We start from the raw sequence: 21,931 nt of genomic DNA, 5'->3' as shown, positions 1-21,931 counted from the left end.
CACCTTTGTTTAATATTTCTGAAGTTGCTGATTTATTAACTTGGTTAAATCAACAAGAGCACTAAACAGTGATTGGTGATTAGTGATTAGTGATTGGTAAAAATGGTCATCTATTCCCTATCACCTATCACCTATCACCCTGATTATGACGCAGAAACTACAGCTTCAGGTTGATAACGAATTCCTGCTTGTTTAAATCTCTCTAAAGCTTCACCCAAGCGATCACACTCGGCAATTAAACTAATTCTTACATATCCTTCACCACCAGCACCAAACGCATTACCAGGAGTAACAACCACACCTGTTTGCTGTAGCACATTTAAAGCAAAATCTGTAGAACCCATTCCCACAGGACATTTTACCCAAAGATACATAGTGGCCTCAGTTTTGGGAATATTCCAGCCTAATTTTCCTAAACCATCAATCAGAAAATCCCGACGGGTGCGATAACGTTGTTGAACATCGTGTAAGTAAGTATCTGGCAATTCTAAAGCTGTTTCTGCGGCGGTTTGCAATGCGGAAAAAATGCCATAATCTAGGTTAGTTTTTAATGTCCGCAAACCTTGGATAATGTGACGATTTCCCACCACAAAACCAACGCGCCAACCTGCCATATTATAAGTTTTAGATAGGGTGTGAAACTCAACACCAATATCTTTTGCACCGGAAATTTCTAATAAGCTGGTAGGTTGATAACCATCAAAAGCTAACTCTGCATAACATAGGTCATGCACTAACATGATTTCATATTTGCGGGCAAAAGCAACTATTTCTTCAAAAAACTCACGGGGTGCAGTGGCGGCGGTGGGATTACTGGGATAATTGAAATAGAGGATTTTGGCTTTTCTGGCTACTTCGTCAGGAATAGAGGTTAAATCAATTAACCAGTTATTTTGTTCTTTAAGAATTAAACTGTGAATGACTCCACCGGCGATGATGGGACCACGAAAATGGACGGGGTAAGATGGTGATGGTACTAAAACAATATCACCAGGATTGATGTAGGCGATCGCTAAATGTCCTAAACCTTCCTTAGAACCTAACAAAGGCAAAGCTTCACTATCAGGATCTAAGACTACACCATAACGGCGATTGTACCATTTAGCAATTGCCTTACGGAAATTTGCAGTTCCTTCAAATGGTGGATAACCATGATTGGCAGGATTTTTTAAAGCTGCTATCCCTGCTTCTATAATTGGTTGAGGAGTAGCCCCATCAGGGTTTCCCATCCCCAAATCAATCAAATCTAGCCCTTGTTCCCTGGCTTTTCCTTTCAGTTCATCTAAACGGGCAAACACATAAGGCGGTAATTTTTGTATTCTTTCTGCGGGGGTAATCCAACTCAAACTCATTCTATAACCTCGGAATAGGTGACTGGGGATTGGGGATTGGGGACTGGGGAATAGTAAAATAATTACGAATTACAAATTACCCATTTTTAATTTTTAATTGATTTGGCGCAGTGGTAGAAATCATAGCCGCCATTAAATGTTCCCAGGCTACTGGAAAAGGTAAACGGTGAATATCAGAATTAGGTGCTAAGGTGATTTCTGCCGCTGTTTGCAACTCAGCTAAAGTAATATTTCCTAAACCCAAGTCTGCTAGTTTTTGCGGTAATCCAATCTCTGCATAGAACTTTAGTAATTGCTGTCTAGCTGCGTCTGCAAGTTGATTGCCTTGGAGCATTTCTTCTAATCGCAGTTGTACTAAAATACCATAAGCGACTTTTTCGCCATGAATGCTAGCATATCCAGATAAGTGCGTTAACCCATTATGCACTGCATGGGCGGCTACAGTACGACATTGTGCGCCACCTAAACCACCAATTAGACCTGCTGATAATACAGTTGCATCAACAACTTCTCGCCACACTTCGCTACCAGGAGATTGTAAAGCAGCAGCAGCTTTTTGGAAAAGGATATCTCGTAAAACTCGTGCTAGTTGGACTGCGGCAATAACCAGAGTATCTTGTAAATGGCCACTGCTAACAGATGCTTCATACCATTTTGCGATCGCATCCCCAATTCCCGCAACTAAGGTCCGTTGGGGTGCAGTCTGAATCAAATCATAATCCAAAATCAGCAAATCAGGACAGCGCGACAACGCCACATCATACAAAAACGCCCCAGATTCCGAATATACATTAGATAAAGCCGTCCATCCTGCACAAGTAGCTGCAGAAGTAGGAATAGTCACTACAGGTAACTGTAACTGATGGCCGACCAACTTGGCTGTATCTAAAGCCTTACCACCACCCACACCAATAATCACATCTGCTTTATGTTCCTTTGCGGCTTTGCGTAAGGCTTTTAAAGTTACTTCACAACAATCAGCACCATAAGAAACAGAAGTGGTTTGTAATTCTTGGGCTTGAAAAATTTCCTGTAAACTTTCTTGGCAAATACCAAGAGTGCGATTTCCTGCCACAATCAGAGGACGAGTTCCCAATTTAGCAATGTCAGCCACAGTTGACGACAACACACCGCCACCTCGAATTACTTGAGCCGGTGCAATAGTTAGGGTTAATAATGAACTAGCGGTTGGAGTAGAAGATTGATTAGGCATAAATAATCTAGTACCGCAAGGCGGAATTCAAAATTCAAAATTTAAAATTAATACGGCGTGAGCCTTTCAGGGATTTGGAATGGTTGGTTTATTTACGCCGTACTGTACTAGTATGTCAAAACTTGATATTTTTTAATCAAATTAGACTGTTAATTAAAGGTTCTTGTTGCCACATTGACAGAAGTCTATTGGGAATTAGCCAGGAAGGTGATCAATTTTTCCTGATAGTGAAATTTCTGAAGTTTTATTATCTTAATATAAGAATAATCGTAATTGTATTGTAATTGACAGAAAAATTCTATCCATTTGGGAATGGGGGCTTGAGACTGGGTAAGAGTAGTTCCCAATAACTGATAACTGATAACTGATAACTGATTTAAGCCGTGGGTTTTGATAGTTGGGCAAACTTGTCAAGATAAACTTCTACAGCCATTTCTGGATCTTCACGAGTTGTCAAAGTTCTTTGTACCTTACCTAAGTAAACTGGTACGGATACCCCTGGTTCTGCGTGGATTATTGTACGGGCGCGGATAGTCAATTGGTTGTTTCCCCTGCTACCTAAACGACCATAAGAATAGAGATGACTAGCCGCTTGACGTAAAGTTGCTTCTAATTCTGTTGGTGTAATTTCAGGTGCAGTCGCAATTACAGCCTGACTGGAACCATTGTCATAAACTAGGGTGTACTTAACTGCACCCGGAATCACAGTCCGACTCAGAGGTACTAAAGACAGTGAAAATAAGCCAGTTGTCAAAACTATCATAAAGCCTGTTGTACCTACCAGCCGAAAGCGGAAACCCCATTTGAAAATAAAAGCCAGAATTGCTAAGACTGCAAATAATAGGGTAGCAATTCCTGACCATTGGGAATATTGCAAAAAATCAGCCGTTGTAAACATAAGGTTTTCATGACAAATATAGCTATTTTACCCTACAGACACCCACTCCGCTTTGTTATCTAGGGTTTGCGGTTAGCCATCAATTCAAAAATCATTCAAAAATGAGTCATTAAAACCGACCTTCCGTACCCTAACTGTCACACATCAAAAAAAGCTGGTGAAGTAGTACACAAGAACTAAAGATCCTTGAAGGAAGAAAAGGCTTAATAAGAATAAGTATGATTAAAATGGCAATAGAGTGGGAGAATAAAGTTTTGTGAAGAAGATAAAAGAAAAGAAAATTGAATGATTTAAAAATTAAATTAGAACAGAAGAAGAAATGATTGAATCACAACAGGAGTTGTGGATAATTCTGTTGTGAAATCAAAGCTTCAAAAAATGGAGATCAAAACCTAGACCATTTAGGCATAGTAGCAGGAATAATAGACGCCATAGGAGTAGTAGAAATAATCCTTGAAATTGCAGAGAAAGTAAGTCCAGGTTATGTAGTAAAAGCCATGATAATCAACGGGTTAGGATTTGTATAAAAACCCGTATATATGTTTCCCCAAGATTTTGAAACAATCCCCTGTGAGCATCTAATAGGAGCAGGAGTAACACCAGAATATCTCAAGGACGATAAACTGGGGAGAGTCATGGATGAACTATTTATAAAAGGATTGGATAGAATATTTTTTCTTGTCGCCTTCAAAGCAGCCCAAAAATTTGGAGTATCCCTATGAGCAGGCCATCTAGACTCATCATAAATGCACATACATTGGCAATATAATACCAGCTTACCAGAAGTAATATTTGAGAATCAAAAAGTAGGAAATAATCAAGAACTAGAAGAATTAGCAGTAAAATCACCAAAAGAAATAACCATCACCTACGGTTATTCTGGTGACCATAGACCGGAGTTAAAACAGTTCATCATAGAAATGATATCGTCATGAGATGGAGACATACCAATATATATTTTTAAAACTAGCATCGGGAAACCAAGCAGATTCATCATGCTTTGGTAAAATAGCAGTAGAGTACCAAAAACAGTTGAAAGTTAATAGTCTCATAGTAGCAGACTGGGCCTTATATACAGAATGAAATCTGAAAATGATGTCAGCTTTAAGCTGGTTATATCCAGTGCCATTAAGCGTAAAATCAGCACAATAATTAATATCAACATTACCAGAACCAGAATTTGTTGATAGTAACTTACCCCGATATAAACTAGCTTCAAAAACAGTAAATTATGCAGGCATAGAATAAAGATGGTTAGTAGTGCAAAGTCAAAAAAGAAGAGAATCAGACATGGGTAAACTCTCACAAAAAATTACCAAGGCACAATCAAAAGCTGTGCAAGTTTTGAAAAAGTTATCACCAGAAAAATTCGCTTGTGAAGCTGATGCTATCAAGGGGTTATCTAAACTATTCAAACAATTCAAATATCACCGAATTAACCAGAGTAACGTTACTCAAATCAAATCTAAGAAAAAAGATAGTTCAGGAGAGATATCCTAATGAAATATCAGCTACAGTCTCCCAGAATGAAAGTAAAATTAATACAGAATTTCTGAGGGCAGGGCCTTTTATTTTTGCTACAAACCTTTTGGATTCCAATGAACTTACCCATGACTCCATCTTGAGTGAATATAAAGCTCAACAGTCTTGCCAGAGAGGGTTTGCTTTTCTCAAAGACCCATTATTTTGTGCAGACAGTATTTTCCTAAAAAGTCCAGAGAGAATAGAGTCCCTGGGAATGATTATGGGTTTATATCTGCTGGTTTATACTTTAGCGCAACGACAAATCAGAACCGCTGTGAGAGAGTCTAAATCAACAGTAAAAAATCAATTGGGCAAACCAACTGACCGCCCCACTTTACGCTGGATTTTTCCATGCTTTCAGTCTATTTATTTAGTTACACTTAACCAAGAAAAACACATCTGTTACTGGACTCAAGAGAGAGATTTCATTGTGAATCTTTTACCAGAGCATTGTTTTCCCTACTATCAATTAGTTACCTAATTTCTCTCTCTATTAATTTAATTTCTATCAGAAAATAACCTCATGTCGTTGATTTATAGCTCTATTTTACTATGTCCATAATTTCTTTTTTTACTTCAATCTATTAGTCTAAGTCATGATTTATCTCTTGAATATCTTCATTTATCTGTTGACTGCTCTGGGCGGTGTTCTTTCTTATTGCTCCTTATTGAGAATAGCTTTTGATGCTATTCTTGGTGCTTTACTGTTTCTCCAATACCTTTTTTCACTGCATCTGTTTGTTTTTATGCTCCCTTGGATTTTTTCTCTCCATAATTTCTCTCTGTGGCAGTTTATGGTGCCGAATGTGGGTTATATTCCAAATTTACTTAAGTATGATCAGTGCTTTTAGAATTATCAAAGATTCTCTAACAATTCAAAAAAAGCTGAATCACTTACAACAAATACTCAAGGCTACGAATGATACTTTGTATGCAGATTTAAACCGAATTAATCAGGAAGTTAAAACAGCCACTGAAAATTATGTATATGCAATGGAAGAGTCAGGAGAGGATAATCTTTTATATTTGTCACCACTGCTATAAATTATTGTTGATATGAATATTATGATGAATAAGTTATATGAACAAGATGTTAAATTCTTCTTAGTTAAGCAAGCAAATTAATTTCCAATTAACTCATAATTCCTTACCTCTTAATTAGTGAATTCTGGTGAAAAATTACTCCACATAAAGCGGCTATGAACACCCAAGACAGTATACTTAAACGCAAGTCGAAAGTGGTAACATCTACCGTATTAAATAGTATCCAAGAAATAACAGCTAGTAGATAACTAAAAAATATTAATCTGTTTTCTGGTTCTAAAGATTGTGATTTCCATAGAAGTTGACTGGCGGTAAATAAAATCCCAGCGAGTATTCCAGAAAATAAAAAAGTTGTAATTAAACCAGTTTCCGCAGATAGCATTAAAAAGAGGTTGTGGGGATGACCCAAGTCAGTTGCCATTTTCGCTTTGTAGAGTCCACTAAAACTGCGTAAACCCCAACCAGTAAAAGGATGCTGTTGTGTTAAATTCCAGGCAAACTCCCATTGGGTTTTTCGCATTAAGGCCACTGGTCTATCAGGATAGATATCATCATTTAACCGCGCCCAGATAAAATAGGGAACGAAGCGACGGAAAAATTGAGCTATGGCAGAAGGTGCAAAAGCTGCTAAAAGAATAACCGTGGCTATACTCATACAACCAGCCACAATTAGCCGCCAACCTTGGTACAAGGCATAAGCTAAACAGGTAATAATAGCGATTACCCAGCCATTGCGGGAGTTGGTTAAAATCAAAGCGATGAAATTAGCAAATACTGCTATTGTCAGAAAAATAACGGGTCCGTAGGTAGATGAAGAGATAGGAAGATTTTTGACTTTGAGTTTTTGTTTGAGTTTTTGATAGTTTTCTAACCACAACCCTAAACCCAAAATAAAAATAGTCACCAAATAAGCGGCTAAAGTGTTGGCGTGCATCAGTACAGAAGCCATACGTCCTGGTGGTTTTCCTCCAGGGGAAAGTGTTGAATCTATCAACTCCCAGAGAAATTGTAATTTGAAACTCCAGCCTAGAAATAATTGCCCAAAGCCGATAATTACCATAGGTAAAGAACCAAATACTATAATCCAAGCTATTTGCCTTAATTGGGCTGATGTTTGGATTAGGGCGGTCAATGCAGCAAATACGAAAAAATAAGGTAATAAGTTGAATAAACCGAGGAAAGCCTCTAGTTTATGAGAAGCAAACCCTGTGGTTATCAACAACAATAAACTGAGAACTGCAAATCCTTGGTGGAGTGGTCTGCGGATAATTAGGCGGTATTTTTTCGCCCAGGTAATTAATGCTGCCAACGATATTGTAACAGCCCCCAAAAATGGATTGAGTGGGAAGACAAGTAACCCAAATTGAAGACTGTTCCAAGGGATTTGCAAACTAGAATCTGGATGATAAAAAGCCTTGTTCAAGCTGGCTCCCAACATTCTGCACGGGTGAGACGAATTTGCGCTAAGGTAAAGATGGTAGGAATAATACGACCGTAATTAGTAGCGATTGCTCTCCATCCCAAATCCGCAAAAAACCAAGCCCACATCATCGGGCCAATAAAGGCAAACATAGTACGGACTGCACCATAACGGGCTGCACTCATCGTCATTCCCCGTCGCGCCATTTGCGCTGTAACATAGCTTTGAAATTGTTTGCTGGCTACTTGTGTGCCTGTAATTGCAGCTTCTTTAGTTACTTGATAGGTAGCAAAGTGGACAGCAAATTGACGGGCAATTTGTTTAAGAACATAAGGTTGAATGACGGAAGTTACAGCTAAAGCACTACCGCCTTTAAAAATTAATCCCAAAGGATCGTTTTGCAATGATAGTGGTAATGGTTGTTGAATTTCTGATGTTAACAACTGACGCTGTACATTTGTGGTAATTTTTTGCTGTTCTTTTTTTGGTAGCTTTTTCCAGACCTTTCCTAAAAGATGTAAAAAAACTTCTGCTTCTAAGTCAACGGTGGCTAAGTCATCATAATAAGGAATTTTCAAATATTTACATACTTGAATTAAAGCTTGTCGGTAAGTTACTTGTTCAGTACGTCCGCGTAATACCGTCATCCCATCAGCCGCTAAAAAACGAAACCGATCTTCTAGTGCATCTAACCAAACTTGACGATCTTGGCTTTGTACTTCGATGGGTTCAGGTGTCTGAACATAATCTAGGGGATTAAACTTGCGACTAAACAGAATTGCTGTTAAGTCCTGTAGTTCTTCTTTGGTGGCTAATTCTAATACCGCCCTTAGTTCATCCAAAATTTTCCCATCCTCCGTTCCATGCAGCTTGTCTGTATATTCTACTATTAGCTTTTAGCAGATATTCTCAAGGTTGAGGTGTGAGGGATGAAATATCCTAATTCTCAGAATTCCCAAGCCAAAATTATTATCCCTGATATTGCTGTCATTGGTGCAGGTATATCTGGTTTAGTTTGCCCCCAGCGGTTACGTCCAGCTGGTTATTCGGTAGTAGTTGTGGAAAAATCTTGCGGTGTGGGAGGAAGAGTTGCGACACGGCGTTTGCAAGGAACTTGTGCAGATCATGGTGCTTGTTATGTCCAACCCAAGGGTGAATTATTCAGTAAATTTGTGGATTTATTGCCAAGTCGCCACATTCTTGAAGTTTGGACAGATGCAGGTGAAGAATTCTCCGTTAGTGAAGGTATATCTCAATCAACAAACCACAGTCCGCGTTATATTGCACCAGCAGAAATGAGTGCGATCGCCAAATTTCTGACTCCTGGCTTAGACATTATACTCAATCAGCGTGTTATCAACATTAATTTAACCCCAGAAAATACTTGGCTTCTCACCCTGGAAACCAATGCACAATTAACCACCAAAGGTATAGTCGTAGCGATTCCTGCACTCTAAGCAGAGGATTTATTAGCACCTTTAGGTAAAAGTTTATTAGGTTAGGTGCTGAATTTCTAGATAGTTTGCATTCCGTCAAGTTTAACCCATGCATCAGCGTCCTGGATATTCCCCCAACACCCAACCCCTTCCCAAATGGAAAGCTTTAACTTTTCATGATCATGGAAATTTACCATGAATTGGACTTGATAGCAGTAAGGGTATCCACGAAGAAGAACCGCATTTTGTGGTACAAAGTAGTCCGAGTTTAGCGCAACAACATCTTGAAACCCAAGACTTACAATCTGTTGGCAATTATATATTGCAAAAAGCAGCAGAAAATTTAGTAATTCCCTGGTTAGAAAATCCTCAATCGATGCAGCAAGTACATCGCTGGCGTTATGCCTTTCCTCACACTGCTTTAGATGTAACTTGTTTATCTGCGAAAAATCCTCTACATTTAGTTAGCTGTGGTGACTGGTGTGGTGGAAATCTGGTGGGAGGGGCAATGGTTTCAGGAGTAGCTGCTGCTGTTGAAATTGACAAACAACTGCGTAATCTACTGCCGGAAAACATAGATTTTTTGGAAAAATTTGTCTAACAAACACTGTAGCTGGCAGTATTAGCCAGTAAAAACGGACTAACAACCCAGTATAATCTCAGGTACACAGGCAAAATATCTAAAAAGTAATGTAAACTTTATAGTGAGCTTAATTTGACCATCAGGTTAAGCATAATTAAGATAACTTTTAGTGATCAAAATTGCTCCATCTAATAGTTTATGCTGCGGTTTCTGTAGTTTTTAACTAAAATAGCGTTTATTTAAAGAAATTGAATTTGTGGAGCTATAATATCGGTAATTAAGCATTAGCTTGAGTCCTATTCAAGAACTTATTCTGTTAATGGGTATAGATTCAATACTACTTGGTTAACAATCCGAAAGTTGTTATTTCGTTTAGGGCAACGTTAAAGGGTCAAGATTTTTTCTTCCTCTGTCCCCCTTAACCGATAACTATTGGTATGGATTAGGAATTAGGATGCAGGCAAGTGTCAGGAGTCAGGAATCAGGAGTAAAACTCTCTTGCTGTGTAGGTTTCAATCTAGATTCTGTACCTCATGGATCTACAATCTGCTATCAGTTTGTTAGTATTAACAGATTTTCGATATCTGACGCACCTTACTAAATATGCAAGTTGCGTAAGTCATGGTAATAAATATTGTAGGGAAATAAATGCTCTGATATTTCACCATAATCAAATATTAAATTGGGGGTTTCAGGTCTAGTACGGGAAGGGGCTATAACTTTAGATCATTACCAAATTGGTATTGATCTAAAGTTAGCGTGACATAAATCATTAAATGGATTAAAAAAGGACATGATAAATCATGAAAACCGCATTTAAATTAACACATTAATCTGTTATTAGTGAAATTAAAATTGTTTTATATACATACCCATACGAAATCAACAGGCTTTTACGATCCCTGATTTACGCCAAGAACTAATTTCTTTTGTGAGCAATCATCTTCCTTATTTTTTCAGCGAACTTCCTGATCACCAAATTATCTTAGATGAAGATGAAAAAGATAGTTTTTTACATAACAAATTATCCCGTAATTTTTTATAAAAACAATTACATCTGCAAAATTTAACTCACCAAGGTACTTTCTCAAGTGTCTAACAAAAATCCGATTGGACTAGTAATAATCTTTGTGAAACAGTTCAACGAGGTTCTCAAACTTCTCACCGTTTTGGTTGATGCTTCTCAAGAGTTTTTTGGGTTTTAAGTAATATCTGTAAGGAGCGATTAATATCTTACACCGTTATTAATCATAAGCTAAGCTAACGTAACTATGCCGTATCTACAACAGATAGATCAACTGCAAGCACATTGCTTAGAATATTTAGCAGATTTAGCTAATTTACATGGAGTTTCTTTGATGGCATTGATGCAGAATTGAGGTTTTCAACCATAACATAAATCGACGTCAGAATTCAGGAATCAGGAGTCAGGAGTCAGAATGTTTGAGAAATTGGTTAATTATCAAATATATCAAATAGGTATTTTTGTCCTTAGTCTGAAAAAGCTGACTGATGATAGCTGAATAATTACATACTACATTGTAGCCTTTACGAGCAAAAGGGAGCATCCCAATTTGGCAAAAATAAAAGAATCCAGATTTAATCAAGTGGTTGTTCTGACTCTTGCTGAGATCCAGAACTAATGTCTAGCAGACAATTACGGAGGGTATAAAATAATCTCGGTATTCCATCACCAAGAGAACGTCTAAAAACAGAAATAACAGCATCAATATGCTCTTGAGTACCAGCTTTGCCCAAATGCTTATATTTACTCAGTTTGTCTGATGCCGGGCATTGGAAATATGGGATTGGCACTTGTAACTTGTAGTACCAATATCTCTTGAAGTTTTGACGGACTTGATAACGGGCTACCCAAGCCCCGGATGCAGCCAGAACACCCTGCTTTAATAAAAGTGTTTGTTGTTTTCCTAAGGCTGTAATCGCCTTTTTAATCCGCTCAAATCGAGCTAGTTTATCCTGTGACGAATATCAGAGTCGGCAATTTCTGCAAATAGATTCCAAATTCTATCATGCCCATCTCCCAAGCAGTAAAGAGTTTTACCGATGTTTTGGCTATTGACCCAATTACTTAGGGAGAGATTGTCTTGAAAGAATGCTCCTTAATATATACCCTCTAATCGCCCTGTTTTATACTCCTTCCAGTACGCAGGCTTTCCTTTCTCTTGAGAGCGTAACCACACTTTTCCCCCCTCTACGCAGACCTCTGTTAATTTCTGTTTTACCTTCGGGGGAGATAAGTCCACTTTTTTGATTTGGCGATGATAGGTACTATAACCAAATTCTGTCCCTGTTAGAACCTTAAGGTCATTCTCTGCGTCCTGGAATGACTCCTTGGCTGCAAGTAATAAAAAGCACTTTTCGACCAATGGGCTAAATCGCCTATACGGTTCTCTCCCCAAAGGAGATGCTTATTTGTTAGTGACTTTAATCTTACCAGTGCAACTTCTTATTGTCCGTGTTTTACCTTTGTTGTGAGAGTCTTTTCTCTGACGAAAAAAAGGCGCTTTTCGGACTGACATGTTCTAAAACCTGGTCGTGTACAGATGTTTCGATGCCCTCAAATGTTTCGATTTTCTTGGGTGGGGTATTTTTATAAAAGATTTTGGCTATCTCGTTTGATGTGAGCTTCTAAGAGTTTTTTATCTTCTGCTGTCATTGTTTTAAACCATACTCTCTGATTCCCATAATTTTCTCAGTTATGGATCGCATTCTTATAGTCCCCCCTTAATTTGCGAGGCATCATCGCGAATTATTTCTCCTTTCTTTCATCTTCTTCCCAAATTGGGATGCCCCTGTGCAAAATCTGTTAATGCTTCAGTTTGATCAGCTTGTGCTACATTTTCTACATAAGCTATTTCTGCACCCAGCTTTTGTTTAGCGAGATTCACACCTTCATAGCCAGATTGATTGCAGGCTTTACCTGTTATGACTGCAGGGAGGACAACTGCTATTTTCAATCCTTCACCACTATTAGCTGTTGTGGGTGTAGATGTAGGATTTGCATTAGGGTTATTAGTACAGGCTTTTAGTAGTAAACTAGTAGTCAACCAAGGCAATGTTGCTGGGTAAGCCCCTCTAATTGATAAACTAGTCAAAAAAGGGGTTGACCATGGCAAAAAAGTATGTTGTAGATTTAAGCGAAGAGGAAGTTTTACAACTGCAAGCAATCCTCAAAAAAGGAAAGCACAAAGCAAGAAGTATAAACCGTGCAAACATTCTTTGAATGGTATCTGAGGGAGAAAAGGAAACGGCGCTGCCGCAGTTCGAGTTCATGTTGCCAAGGTGGAAAGGACAAGAGAAAAGTTTGTGATTGGTGGATTAGAGTTTGCTTTAAAGGATGGGGAAAATCCACCAAAACCCAAAAAATTAGATGAAAAACAAGAAGCATTTTTGATTGCGACTGCTTGTTCTAATCCGCCAGAAGGAAGAGTGCGTTGGACAATGCAATTATTAGCGGAGCATTTAGTGAAGGTTGGTATCATAGATTCCATTTCAGACGAAACAATACGCCAAACTCTAAAAAAAATGAAATTAACCCGTGGTTAAAAGAACAGTGGTGTATTCCCGAAGTTAACCCAGAGTATGTGTTCAGAATGGAAGATGTTTTGGATTTGTACAATGAGCCATATGATCCGAAAAAACCTACACTCTGCCTAGATGAACGCCCATATCAATTAGTAGAAGAAGTAAGACTTCCTTTGCCACCAGAACCACATCAGCCTGAAGGTTATGATTGTGAGTATAAACGCAATAGTATTGTAAATTTATTTGGCTTTTTGAACCAATAGCCGGGTGGAGGCATATTGAAGTTACACAAAGTCGGACAAAAGCTGATTTTGCTAAACAATTAAAAGATTTAGTAGATGTTTATTAACCCCAAGCTGATGTGATACCTTTACTTGTTGATAACCTAAACATTCATACTCCAAGTGTTTTATATGAAGTTTTCTCTCCACAAGAAGCAGGCCGCATTATTCGGAAATTAGAGTTTCTCTATACTCCTAAACACGCTTCTTGGTTGAATCAAGTAGAAATTGAATTATCAGTGTTATCTCGCCAATGCTTAGAACGACGTATTCCTAATGTAGAAATATTATCTTCTGAAATTGCTACTTGGGAGTCACAGCGTAATCAACGAAAACCCAGTGTTTATTGGGGTTTTAAAACCAAGGATGCACGTAAAAAAATGCAGCGTTTATATCCGAGCATTTAACCCAGCAAAATTGTCTTGGCAGACTATTAGTACCTAATGTAGCTGAACTATATATAATAAATTTCCACCGATTTCAGTTAATCACCGAGTTAATTGTCCTAACAAATTATATTTTACATACACGATCACGTATTTGAATATACCTATGTAAAGGATCTAAAAAGCAAGTGCCATGCCCAAACGCCTCCTAGTTGTCTAATCACCTGGAAAAGTCAAAAAGGTGAGTCAAATTCTCGGTTCAGATTGGATTGTTCGCGCTAGTTGTGGATATATCTGCGAACTCAGCAATGAGGGTGATGATTTACTGAGATTCACAATGGAGGGTAATAGTGTCCGCTGCAACTATATCTCCCGTGACCAACGAGCAAAAGAAACAATTCAGCAACTCAAAGCTGCTGTTAGGCAAGTTGATGAAGTCGTTTTAGCCACCGACCCAGACGGAGAAGGAGAAACCATTGCTTGGCATCTTAAATAAACGTTAGGTTTGAGAGAATCCAAGCGAGTAGTTTATACAGAGATAACAGCATCTGCGGTTCAGAATACGATCGCACATCCTAGAAAACTTGACTCCAATTTAATAGGTGCACGATTATGTTGAGATTATCTCGACAAGCTGGTAGGTTACAAGGCTAGTCCGCTAGTTTGGGCATTAAATAAGGGTGCAAAAAGTGTAGGGAGAGTTCAAAGTGCCACATTACACTTAACTTGTCAGCTAGAAAGAAAAATTCTGGCTTTTGTCCCCCAAGATTACTGGAGTGTTTGGGTAGATTATGATTATAAAGAAGGATTCCGGGCTTTCTATAAAGGTACAGCGAATTCTCCCACAGAAACACCACAACCAGAAACTGAAACTCATGATGATGCAGCTAGTAATAACATAGAAAGAGCTGAACCTAAGCGCGTTCTTTCAGAAGCAGAAGCAACAAGATTAGTTGAGGAAGCAAAGCTTCATCCTCATCAAGTTATTCAAGTTGAAGGGAAACTTGTTAATCGTCAAGCACCTCCACCATTTACCACCTCAACCCTGCAACAAGCAGTCAGTTCTAAGTTGAAATTTGCCCCTGACAAAACCATGCAGGTAGACCAAAAGCTATATGAGGCAGGGTTAATTACTTACATGTATGGGAACAGATTCAGTGATGTTGAGTCCTGAATTTTGTGCCAGTACGCATGCATCAATGGTTGGAGCAAAATGACCCCCAGAATGTCCCCCAGTAAGTAGCCAAGCAAGCACCGTAGTAGTAAAATGGCTCCGGAAGCACAGGAAGCTATTCGTGCTACAGATATCTTTCGTCCTTCAGTCCAATTCCGTGAAGAACTACCTACTGATGAGTTTAACCTGTATCTGATTATTTGGAAAAGAGCGATCGCATCTCAATGTCGTCCTGGGCAAGTTCGCAAAGCTTAGGTAATTACTCAGTCAGGAAATCTTTTATGGCAAGCCAGAGGATAGGTTGTAGAATTTTACGGTTATGAACAGTATTGGCCTAATCTTGGTAAAGATGCCGTTTTACCTCTTTTACAACAGCGACAGGTACTGACTTTAGAGAATGCTGGGCATGAAAAAAAACAAACCCAACCACCACCAAGATACAGCGAACCAAAACTCTTACAACTGATGGAATGCAACGGGGTTGTCCTAGTACCTATGCTCCTACGGTTGCTACTTTAAAGAAAGGTAATTATGTGGAGTTGAAAAAAGACAATCTCCAAACTACAGCCTTGGGATTAGAAGTTGATGAGTTTTTACAAAAGGCATTGGCAGATTTATTAGAAGCGGAATTTACTGCCAAGATGGAAGATGCACTAGACACAATCTCTGAAGGAAAAAACTCTTGGCAACATTACCTAACTACTTGGAATCAAAATTATTCTGTACCTGCGCTTTCCAAAGCTAAAGGTGTGGTTATCAATTCATCATCTACAGCTGAAAGTAATAGTTTATTTGAGCAAAAATATGAAACTTCTAAAACTCGCTGTCCTGATTGTAAGGACTTTTTAGCTAAAATTCCCAGCAGTAAAGTCAAGAAGAAATACTTCCTTAAATATGTGAGTGGCTGTGAAAATACTGTTCTGTTTTGGAGTGATTTTAACAAAATCTGGGAAGCACCTAAAACTCAAACATCTCCAGATGAAAATGATCCCAAGCCTTCAGCAAAGCTGACTTTATATCCCTGTCCGGTATGTAAGAAACCTTTGGAGGAATACAGCTATATTAAGGATAGACAAAATAAAAATATGTTGCGGTGTTCTGGTCAAGATTCATGGAAGGATAATAAACAATAAGTGGGAATTTAAATTTAATTGGTTAAAACACCACTTATTCTTTTATTTCCCCCCTCAAAACAAAACCCACCCACACATAAAGGTGTTAGGTGGATTTGTTAATTATTAAAAGTGGAGCTTATGGGAATTGAACCCATGTCCAAATTGGGTATTAACCCCCCGCTCATTCACAGGTTTAGCCTTTCTGACCCTCAAGGCGGGAATCGTTCATTATCCCGAACGTAGGATACTCTGATTTAATCTTAGCCACCAAGCCAACCAGAGAACGCTTGCGGGAGCATCCGTTGGGGTTAGGTCTTTAGTCCTTAACGGAGTCAAACTAAAGACGCTCGAACCTGAAAGAGGTGTTTTAGGCAGCTACTAGAGCTTCCCGACGAGCAAATTTTACGATATTGTTCGCAATTACTTTTTTTTCGAGTCTTTGATTTCCGAGAGGTGACTCGCTCTCGACCTGAATCACAGAGTAGCTTTCGCCAACCTGTCGAAACCGTTAAAGCCCCATGTCTTTCATATTTTTTATTATAGTACGGGATTTTGCAAGTTGACAAATAAAAGGTATAGCTATTTTATTTTTTTTGACTAAATTAAGGGTAGGGATAGACATTTTACAGGTATAGGGATACGCCATGACTAGCCTAACTCTGATTCAACCAGAAGAAATCGTCCATTTATCAGGTATCAGTTGGCATACCCATGAGAGTTTGCTAAATGAACTCAGTACCAATCGTCGTCTCCGCTTAACCTATTACCAGAGTAATCTGGAAATTATGGTTCTTTCACCAGAACACGAACGTTATAAAAAAATTGTTGGTCTATTTGTCGAAACTTTAGCCGAGGAACTAGAATTGGATATTGATCCTCTAGGTTGTACCACTTTTAAATATCCAGAACTATCTAGCGGAGAACCTGATGAATTTTTCAACATCAAAAATGTCAAGTCCATTCAAGGTAAAACTAGAATTAATTTACAAGAATATCCACCACCTGATTTAGTTGTGGAAATTGATATTACTAGCAATTCTAAGGATAGTTGCGCAGTTTATGCAGAAATGGGTGTGCCAGAAATTTGGCGATATAATTTAGCGATATGATGGTATAGTATTTACTATTAATTTTTAGAAGATGGTAACTATAGAATAGTAGTGGACGAAAGTTTAGCTTTTCCTAATTTGCCCTTACCAGAAATTTCCAACTTCTTGAAAAATGCTGTTAGTAAAAATATTTTGACTTAGTCAAAGAATTTAGAAACTGGGTGAGGAGCAAAATTCAAGAGACTTCCAGTTAAAAATTTAAACAATCAGAACACACCATGATTAGCCCTGTGTTATCTCGACTTTAATGAAATTGATGGTTTTGAGGATCTAAGATAGGTAATTACTATAGAAAAAAATCTAAATTTAGAGTAATACTCGGTATTCTATAATGAATAGAAAGGAGGTGATTTTTCAGGATGACTGTAACTGAAATATTAAGATCATAGCTTTGTTGTTTTCATAAGGTTACTGATTTAATATGTCTAAAAAAAAGAAAACTAATAGTCCCAATCATGATCAATTAGAATTAGACTTAATATTTACTGCTTTGGATTATAAAGACAACAAGAAAAATAACCAAGTTTAATCCCTAGTAAATTCCCATATAAACAATCAATCACAATCCTATTCTACCAACTCCCTAAATAGTCCAGAAAACCCGAAAGATGCTTTAGTATATTCTTGACTACACTTCGTTCCGTATGGCTTACACCAAGCTACGCCACGCCACGCCACGCTAACAGAATGACATTGGGTATTGCTTTTTATGGAGTTCTCTTATTAAATTCGGTTAATGTCTAGTGCAAATATTTACATTCATGAACTATTGCATAATCATTAAATTTATTGATAAAAATAGAGGATACATAGAAATTTAATAAAGACCTTATAAATGGGTTATTTCAGAGTTTTTAGAAAACTGAATATACATCATCATATACATCAGTTTTATTGCCCCGACTTACTTAATAACTGATGATTGGTTATGGTTGACTTTACCAATCACCAATCACCGATTACCAGTTTAAGTCAAGGCTTCTGCACCACCTACAACCTCTAAGAGTTCCTGGGTAATTGCTGCTTGACGGGCTTTGTTGTAAGAGAGTGTCAGGGTACTAATCAATTCCCCGGCGTTCTCGCTGGCGTTACTCATTGCTGTCATCCGTGCAGCTAGTTCACTAGCTGCGGATTCTTGTAATGCCCGTAATAGCTGATTGCTCAGATATAAGGGTAATAAAGAATCGAGAATTTGTACTGGGTCTTGCTCGAAAATCATGTCACGGGGTAAAGCCTTTACTTGACTAACGACTTTTTCGCGTTCGACTTGGAACTGACCACCACGGGTAGTTAAGCGGAAGACTTCATCATCTGCTGCTTCTAAACCTTGGGTATTTAGAGGTAACAAGGTTTGGACTACAGGACGAGAACTAACTAAAGAAACAAATTTGGTATAAACTAATTCGATTCTGTCTACTTTTTCTGAAAGGAACAGAGAAAGTAATTCATCAGCAATATTAGTTGCTTCAGCTGCGGTGGGGATTTGTTCTAACCCGCTGTAGGTCGCATCAATTTTATAGTTGCGACGTTGGCAGTATTGGGCAGCTTTGCGCCCAACAACTACAAGACTGGTATCTATACCTTCTGCTTGCAGTTCTTTGACGCGGTTTTCTGCGCGACGGATCACGTTACCATTGTAACCACCACACAGACCACGGTCACCGGAAATTACTAATAAAGCAACTGATTTAACTGCCCGTTTTCTTAGTAGTGGTAAGTTGACATCTTCGAACCGCAACCGGGTTTGCAAGCCATACAATACTTGTGCTAAGCGGTCAGCAAAGGGACGGGTGGCAATTACCTGTTCTTGGGCGCGACGTACCCGCGCTGCTGCCACCAACCGCATGGCTTCTGTGATTTTTTTGGTGTTTTTGACCGACTGAATGCGATCACGTATTGCTTTGAGATTAGCCATAATTTTTATTAGTTGTCAGTTGTCAGTTGTCAGTTGTCAGTTGTCTGTTGTCTGTTGCTACTGACCACTGACAACTGACCAATTACGCTGCTGCTTGGAAGGTCTTTTTGAACTCAGAGATAGCGGCTTTCAATGCTGCTTCTTCTGGATCACCAAGGACTTTCCTATCTTGTACTGCTTGGTAATAAGCTGTATTTCCTGTCTTCAAGTAATCGCGTAGGCCTTGAGCAAAGCTGGTTACTTTATTTACAGCAATGTCATCCAAATAACCGTTAATACCAGCGTAAAGAACTGCTACTTGTTCAGCTACGGAGAGGGGGTCGTTTTGGGGCTGCTTCAAGAGTTCCCGTAAGCGGACACCACGTGCTAACTGGTCTTGGGTGGCTTTATCTAAGTCAGAAGCAAATTGTGCGAAAGCTTGAAGGTCATCAAACTGTGCCAATTCTAACTTAATCTTACCAGCAACTTTTTTCATTGCCTTGGTTTGTGCCGCAGAACCTACACGGGATACGGAGATACCAGGGTTTACAGCGGGACGGATACCAGAGTTAAACAAGTCGGAAGACAAGAAAATCTGACCGTCTGTGATGGAAATTACGTTGGTAGGAATGTATGCAGATACGTCACCAGCTTGGGTTTCGATGATAGGTAGGGCAGTCATACTACCTTTACCTAGTTCGTCGCTGAGTTTAGCAGCACGTTCCAACAAGCGGGAGTGAATGTAGAATACGTCTCCAGGATACGCTTCCCGTCCGGGTGGACGACGTAGTAGCAAGGACATTTGGCGATATGCCTGTGCTTGCTTGGAAAGGTCATCGTAAATTACTAAGGTTGCTTTGCCTTTATACATGAAGTATTCAGCAATGGTAGCGCCTGTGTAGGGTGCGAGGAATTGTAAGGTTGCTGGGTCACTGGCGTTAGCTGCTACAACTACGGTGTAGTCCATTGCGCCTTTTTCTTGTAAGGTTTGGACTACGTTAGCAACTGTGGAAGCTTTTTGACCGATCGCCACGTAAACGCAAACTACATCTTCACCTTTTTGGTTGATGATGGTGTCAATTGCAATCGCAGTTTTACCAGTTTGACGGTCTCCAATGATTAATTCCCGTTGACCACGGCCGATGGGAATCATGGAGTCAATTGCGGTGATACCTGTTTGCATAGGTTCGTGTACAGACCGACGGGCAATAATACCAGGTGCTGGGGATTCAATTAACCGAGTTTCGGTAGTCTTAGGATCACCTTTACCATCAATGGCGCGACCCAAAGCATCAAGGACACGACCAATGAGGACTTCGCCTACCCCTACTTGAGCAATTCTACCAGTAGCAGTTACGGAGCTACCTTCTTGAATGTTTCTACCTTCACCCATCAGTACCGCGCCCACGTTATCTTCTTCTAAGTTTTGGGCGATACCAATAGTACCATCTTCAAATTCTAGGAGTTCCCCAGCCATAGCCTTTTCTAGACCATATATCCGGGCAATACCGTCACCTACTTGTAGCACAGTACCAACGTTAGCAACTTTAACCTCTTGGTTGTATTGCTCGATTTGCTGTTGGATAATGTTGCTGATTTCGTCAGGTCTAATGGAAATACTCATGTGACTATCTGTAATTTTCTGTCGAGATGGAAGAAGTTAATGATGATTGGTAATTGGTGATTGGTGATTGGTAATTCGTAAAAATCTTACCCAGCCCCCAGTCCCCAGTCCCCAATTCCTAGTTACTGCTTAAGCGTAAGGAAAGACGACGGAGTTGACCGCGCAAACTAGCGTCTATCACTTGAGAACCAACTTTGATGATGACACCACCAATTAAATCGGAGTCTATCTTGGTAGAGATTTCTACTTCCCGTACTTTGGTTATAGCAACAACCTTTGTTTTCACTGCTTCCAGTTGTGCTTCTGTCAACGCAACAGCAGATGTAACTTCAGCTAAGACGGTTTGATTTACTTGCCGTAACAAAGCTAAATACTGATCTAGAATTGCTTCTAAGAAGGCTATGCGTCCTCTATCGACCAAAAACAGTAAGAAATTACGTAGATAAGGACTGGTTCCTTCCCCTAGGATTTGTTTGAGCAGATTTTTCTTGTTGTCAGACTCGATAAAAGGATTATCCAAAAAGTTTTGGAGTTCTTGAGAGCCTGAGAGCAAGTTAATCAATGTTCTAGCATCTGTCCCAAACTCTTCTGTCAGATTGTGTAATTGGGCGATGGATAATAAAGCCTGTGCGTAAGGCTGGGCTACTTCGGCTCTGGCTGCATTACTTTTCATGGTCAAGCTCCCATTTGTGCGATGCTACGTTCAATTAAAATTTGTTGAGCATCGTCGGCAATGCCTGTTTGCAGTTGTGCCTCTGCCTTTTTGAGTGCCATAGCTACCACTTGTTGACGGAGTTGAGAGATCGCTCGCTCTGTTTCCGCATTTAAATCAGCCGCCGCAGTTTCTTTCAAACGTTCTACATCCAGAGTCGCCCGTGCTAGAATTGCCTCTCTAGCAGCTTGAGCCTTTTCTTCAGCTACTTGGGTGATTCTTTGTGCTTCTGCCTGAGCCTGATTCAACTGCTCCTGTACTTGTGCCAAAGCAGTTTGTGCTTGCTTCAAGCGGCATTCTGCATCTTGAATAACGCTTTCAATATTTGAGCGTCGCTCATTCAAGATGTTAGTTAAAACTTTACGTCCAAAGTAGAATAGTATGCCAATCAGAAGCACTAAGTTAATGAGATTGGTTTCTAGGATGTCTAGGTTTAGACCGAAACCACCTTCTGCCATTTCAGAATGTTCTGTGGCAAGTAATAAAAAGTTGCCCATGTTACCCATCTACAAGTGCGCTGCTCGCTTGATAATTCGTTGATTTTTCCCGCTCGGGAAAAAAGTGCCTTTTTCGGACACTTAATTTCAGCACGCTGGGACTAATGCCCTTATGTGTTTATG

At 39.3% G+C, this 21,931-nt stretch carries 15 protein-coding genes, 1 other RNA gene and 5 pseudogenes; 8 read left to right on the top strand and 13 right to left on the bottom strand.

Translation table 11 applies throughout. The annotated features are described in order from the left end of the window. Positions 1–143: 143 nt before the first annotated feature. The 3 genes from AAZO_RS15925 to AAZO_RS15915 form a co-directional block, all read right to left on the bottom strand. Entirely contained in the window at positions 144–1,352 is a 1,209-nt protein-coding gene (locus AAZO_RS15925) for an aspartate aminotransferase (RefSeq protein ID WP_013192032.1), read from the bottom strand. A gap of 76 nt (positions 1,353–1,428) precedes the next feature. Next, a complete protein-coding gene (locus tag AAZO_RS15920) occupies positions 1,429–2,565 on the bottom strand; it encodes an iron-containing alcohol dehydrogenase family protein (RefSeq protein ID WP_013192031.1) in 1,137 nt (378 codons plus the stop codon). 376 nt (positions 2,566–2,941) lie between these two features. Continuing rightward, on the bottom strand, positions 2,942–3,463 hold the full coding sequence (locus AAZO_RS15915) for a Ycf51 family protein (RefSeq protein WP_013192030.1): 522 nt from the start codon (positions 3,461–3,463) through the stop codon (positions 2,942–2,944). A gap of 378 nt (positions 3,464–3,841) precedes the next feature. Between AAZO_RS15915 and AAZO_RS43900 the strand changes: the two are divergent. From AAZO_RS43900 to AAZO_RS15895, 3 genes and pseudogenes are all read left to right on the top strand, one after another. Continuing rightward, positions 3,842–5,468: pseudogene (locus AAZO_RS43900) on the top strand (IS1634 family transposase). 115 nt (positions 5,469–5,583) lie between these two features. After that, complete coding sequence (locus tag AAZO_RS38725) at positions 5,584–5,838, top strand: hypothetical protein (protein ID WP_013192029.1); 255 nt, start codon at positions 5,584–5,586, stop codon at positions 5,836–5,838. Next, positions 5,792–6,031: a hypothetical protein gene (locus AAZO_RS15895; protein WP_013192028.1), complete on the top strand. Its 240-nt coding sequence runs from the start codon at positions 5,792–5,794 to the stop codon at positions 6,029–6,031. The genes AAZO_RS38725 and AAZO_RS15895 overlap by 47 nt, the downstream gene beginning before the upstream one ends. Before the next feature lie 103 nt (positions 6,032–6,134). On the opposite strand, the gene AAZO_RS15890 is transcribed toward AAZO_RS15895, so the two are convergent. Both AAZO_RS15890 and AAZO_RS15885 read right to left on the bottom strand, forming a co-directional pair. Further along, the gene (locus tag AAZO_RS15890; RefSeq protein ID WP_013192027.1) at positions 6,135–7,469 is read right to left on the bottom strand and encodes an O-antigen ligase family protein; all 1,335 of its coding nucleotides are present in this window, start codon (positions 7,467–7,469) and stop codon (positions 6,135–6,137) included. Next, entirely contained in the window at positions 7,451–8,293 is an 843-nt protein-coding gene (locus AAZO_RS15885) for a YaaW family protein (RefSeq protein ID WP_013192026.1), read from the bottom strand. Before AAZO_RS15885 ends, AAZO_RS15890 begins: the two co-directional genes overlap by 19 nt. Positions 8,294–8,380: 87 nt before the next feature. Here AAZO_RS15885 and AAZO_RS42645 point away from each other — a divergent pair, with 87 nt between their 5' ends. Both AAZO_RS42645 and AAZO_RS42640 read left to right on the top strand, forming a co-directional pair. Beyond that, positions 8,381–8,908: an NAD(P)/FAD-dependent oxidoreductase gene (locus tag AAZO_RS42645; RefSeq protein ID WP_338026903.1), complete on the top strand. Its 528-nt coding sequence runs from the start codon at positions 8,381–8,383 to the stop codon at positions 8,906–8,908. A gap of 226 nt (positions 8,909–9,134) precedes the next feature. Continuing rightward, complete coding sequence (locus AAZO_RS42640) at positions 9,135–9,488, top strand: NAD(P)/FAD-dependent oxidoreductase (protein WP_338026902.1); 354 nt, start codon at positions 9,135–9,137, stop codon at positions 9,486–9,488. Positions 9,489–11,069: 1,581 nt separating this feature from the next. On the opposite strand, the gene AAZO_RS38715 is transcribed toward AAZO_RS42640, so the two are convergent. The 3 genes and pseudogenes from AAZO_RS38715 to AAZO_RS15865 form a co-directional block, all read right to left on the bottom strand. Further along, positions 11,070–11,285: a hypothetical protein gene (locus AAZO_RS38715; protein ID WP_228371236.1), complete on the bottom strand. Its 216-nt coding sequence runs from the start codon at positions 11,283–11,285 to the stop codon at positions 11,070–11,072. A 158-nt stretch (positions 11,286–11,443) separates the two neighbouring features. After that, positions 11,444–12,147, bottom strand: a pseudogene (locus tag AAZO_RS32855) (ISKra4 family transposase); the annotation flags it as partial. A gap of 121 nt (positions 12,148–12,268) precedes the next feature. After that, positions 12,269–12,586, bottom strand: a pseudogene (locus AAZO_RS15865) (BMP family ABC transporter substrate-binding protein); the annotation flags it as partial. A 14-nt stretch (positions 12,587–12,600) separates the two neighbouring features. Here AAZO_RS15865 and AAZO_RS43895 point away from each other — a divergent pair. Then, a pseudogene (locus AAZO_RS43895) lies at positions 12,601–13,704 on the top strand (IS630 family transposase). Positions 13,705–13,924: 220 nt separating this feature from the next. Next, positions 13,925–15,984: pseudogene (locus AAZO_RS15850) on the top strand (type IA DNA topoisomerase); the annotation flags it as partial. Positions 15,985–16,099: 115 nt separating this feature from the next. On the opposite strand, the gene ssrA reads toward AAZO_RS15850, so the two are convergent. After that, positions 16,100–16,490: a transfer-messenger RNA gene (gene ssrA, locus AAZO_RS30855) on the bottom strand. A gap of 126 nt (positions 16,491–16,616) precedes the next feature. Here ssrA and AAZO_RS15845 point away from each other — a divergent pair. Next, positions 16,617–17,081: a Uma2 family endonuclease gene (locus AAZO_RS15845; protein WP_013192023.1), complete on the top strand. Its 465-nt coding sequence runs from the start codon at positions 16,617–16,619 to the stop codon at positions 17,079–17,081. 967 nt (positions 17,082–18,048) lie between these two features. On the opposite strand, the gene AAZO_RS15840 is transcribed toward AAZO_RS15845, so the two are convergent. From AAZO_RS15840 to AAZO_RS15825, 4 genes are all read right to left on the bottom strand, one after another. Next, positions 18,049–18,996 (bottom strand): F0F1 ATP synthase subunit gamma, encoded by a 948-nt coding sequence (locus AAZO_RS15840; protein WP_013192021.1) that lies wholly within the window; start codon positions 18,994–18,996, stop codon positions 18,049–18,051. 82 nt (positions 18,997–19,078) lie between these two features. Continuing rightward, positions 19,079–20,599, bottom strand: coding sequence for a F0F1 ATP synthase subunit alpha (gene atpA / locus AAZO_RS15835; RefSeq protein ID WP_013192020.1), 1,521 nt, complete (start codon positions 20,597–20,599; stop codon positions 19,079–19,081). 118 nt (positions 20,600–20,717) lie between these two features. Then, a complete protein-coding gene (atpH, locus tag AAZO_RS15830; protein ID WP_013192019.1) occupies positions 20,718–21,272 on the bottom strand; it encodes an ATP synthase F1 subunit delta in 555 nt (184 codons plus the stop codon). A 2-nt stretch (positions 21,273–21,274) separates the two neighbouring features. Then, on the bottom strand, positions 21,275–21,817 hold the full coding sequence (locus AAZO_RS15825) for a F0F1 ATP synthase subunit B (RefSeq protein ID WP_013192018.1): 543 nt from the start codon (positions 21,815–21,817) through the stop codon (positions 21,275–21,277). Between the last annotated feature and the right edge of the window lie 114 nt (positions 21,818–21,931).

It is taken from the genome of 'Nostoc azollae' 0708, assembly GCF_000196515.1.
In the GTDB taxonomy this organism is placed as follows: Bacteria; Cyanobacteriota; Cyanobacteriia; order Cyanobacteriales; family Nostocaceae; genus Trichormus_B; species Trichormus_B azollae.
The sequence above is the reverse complement of the archived record's forward strand: the minus strand, read 5'-3'. Positions and strand labels throughout refer to the sequence as shown.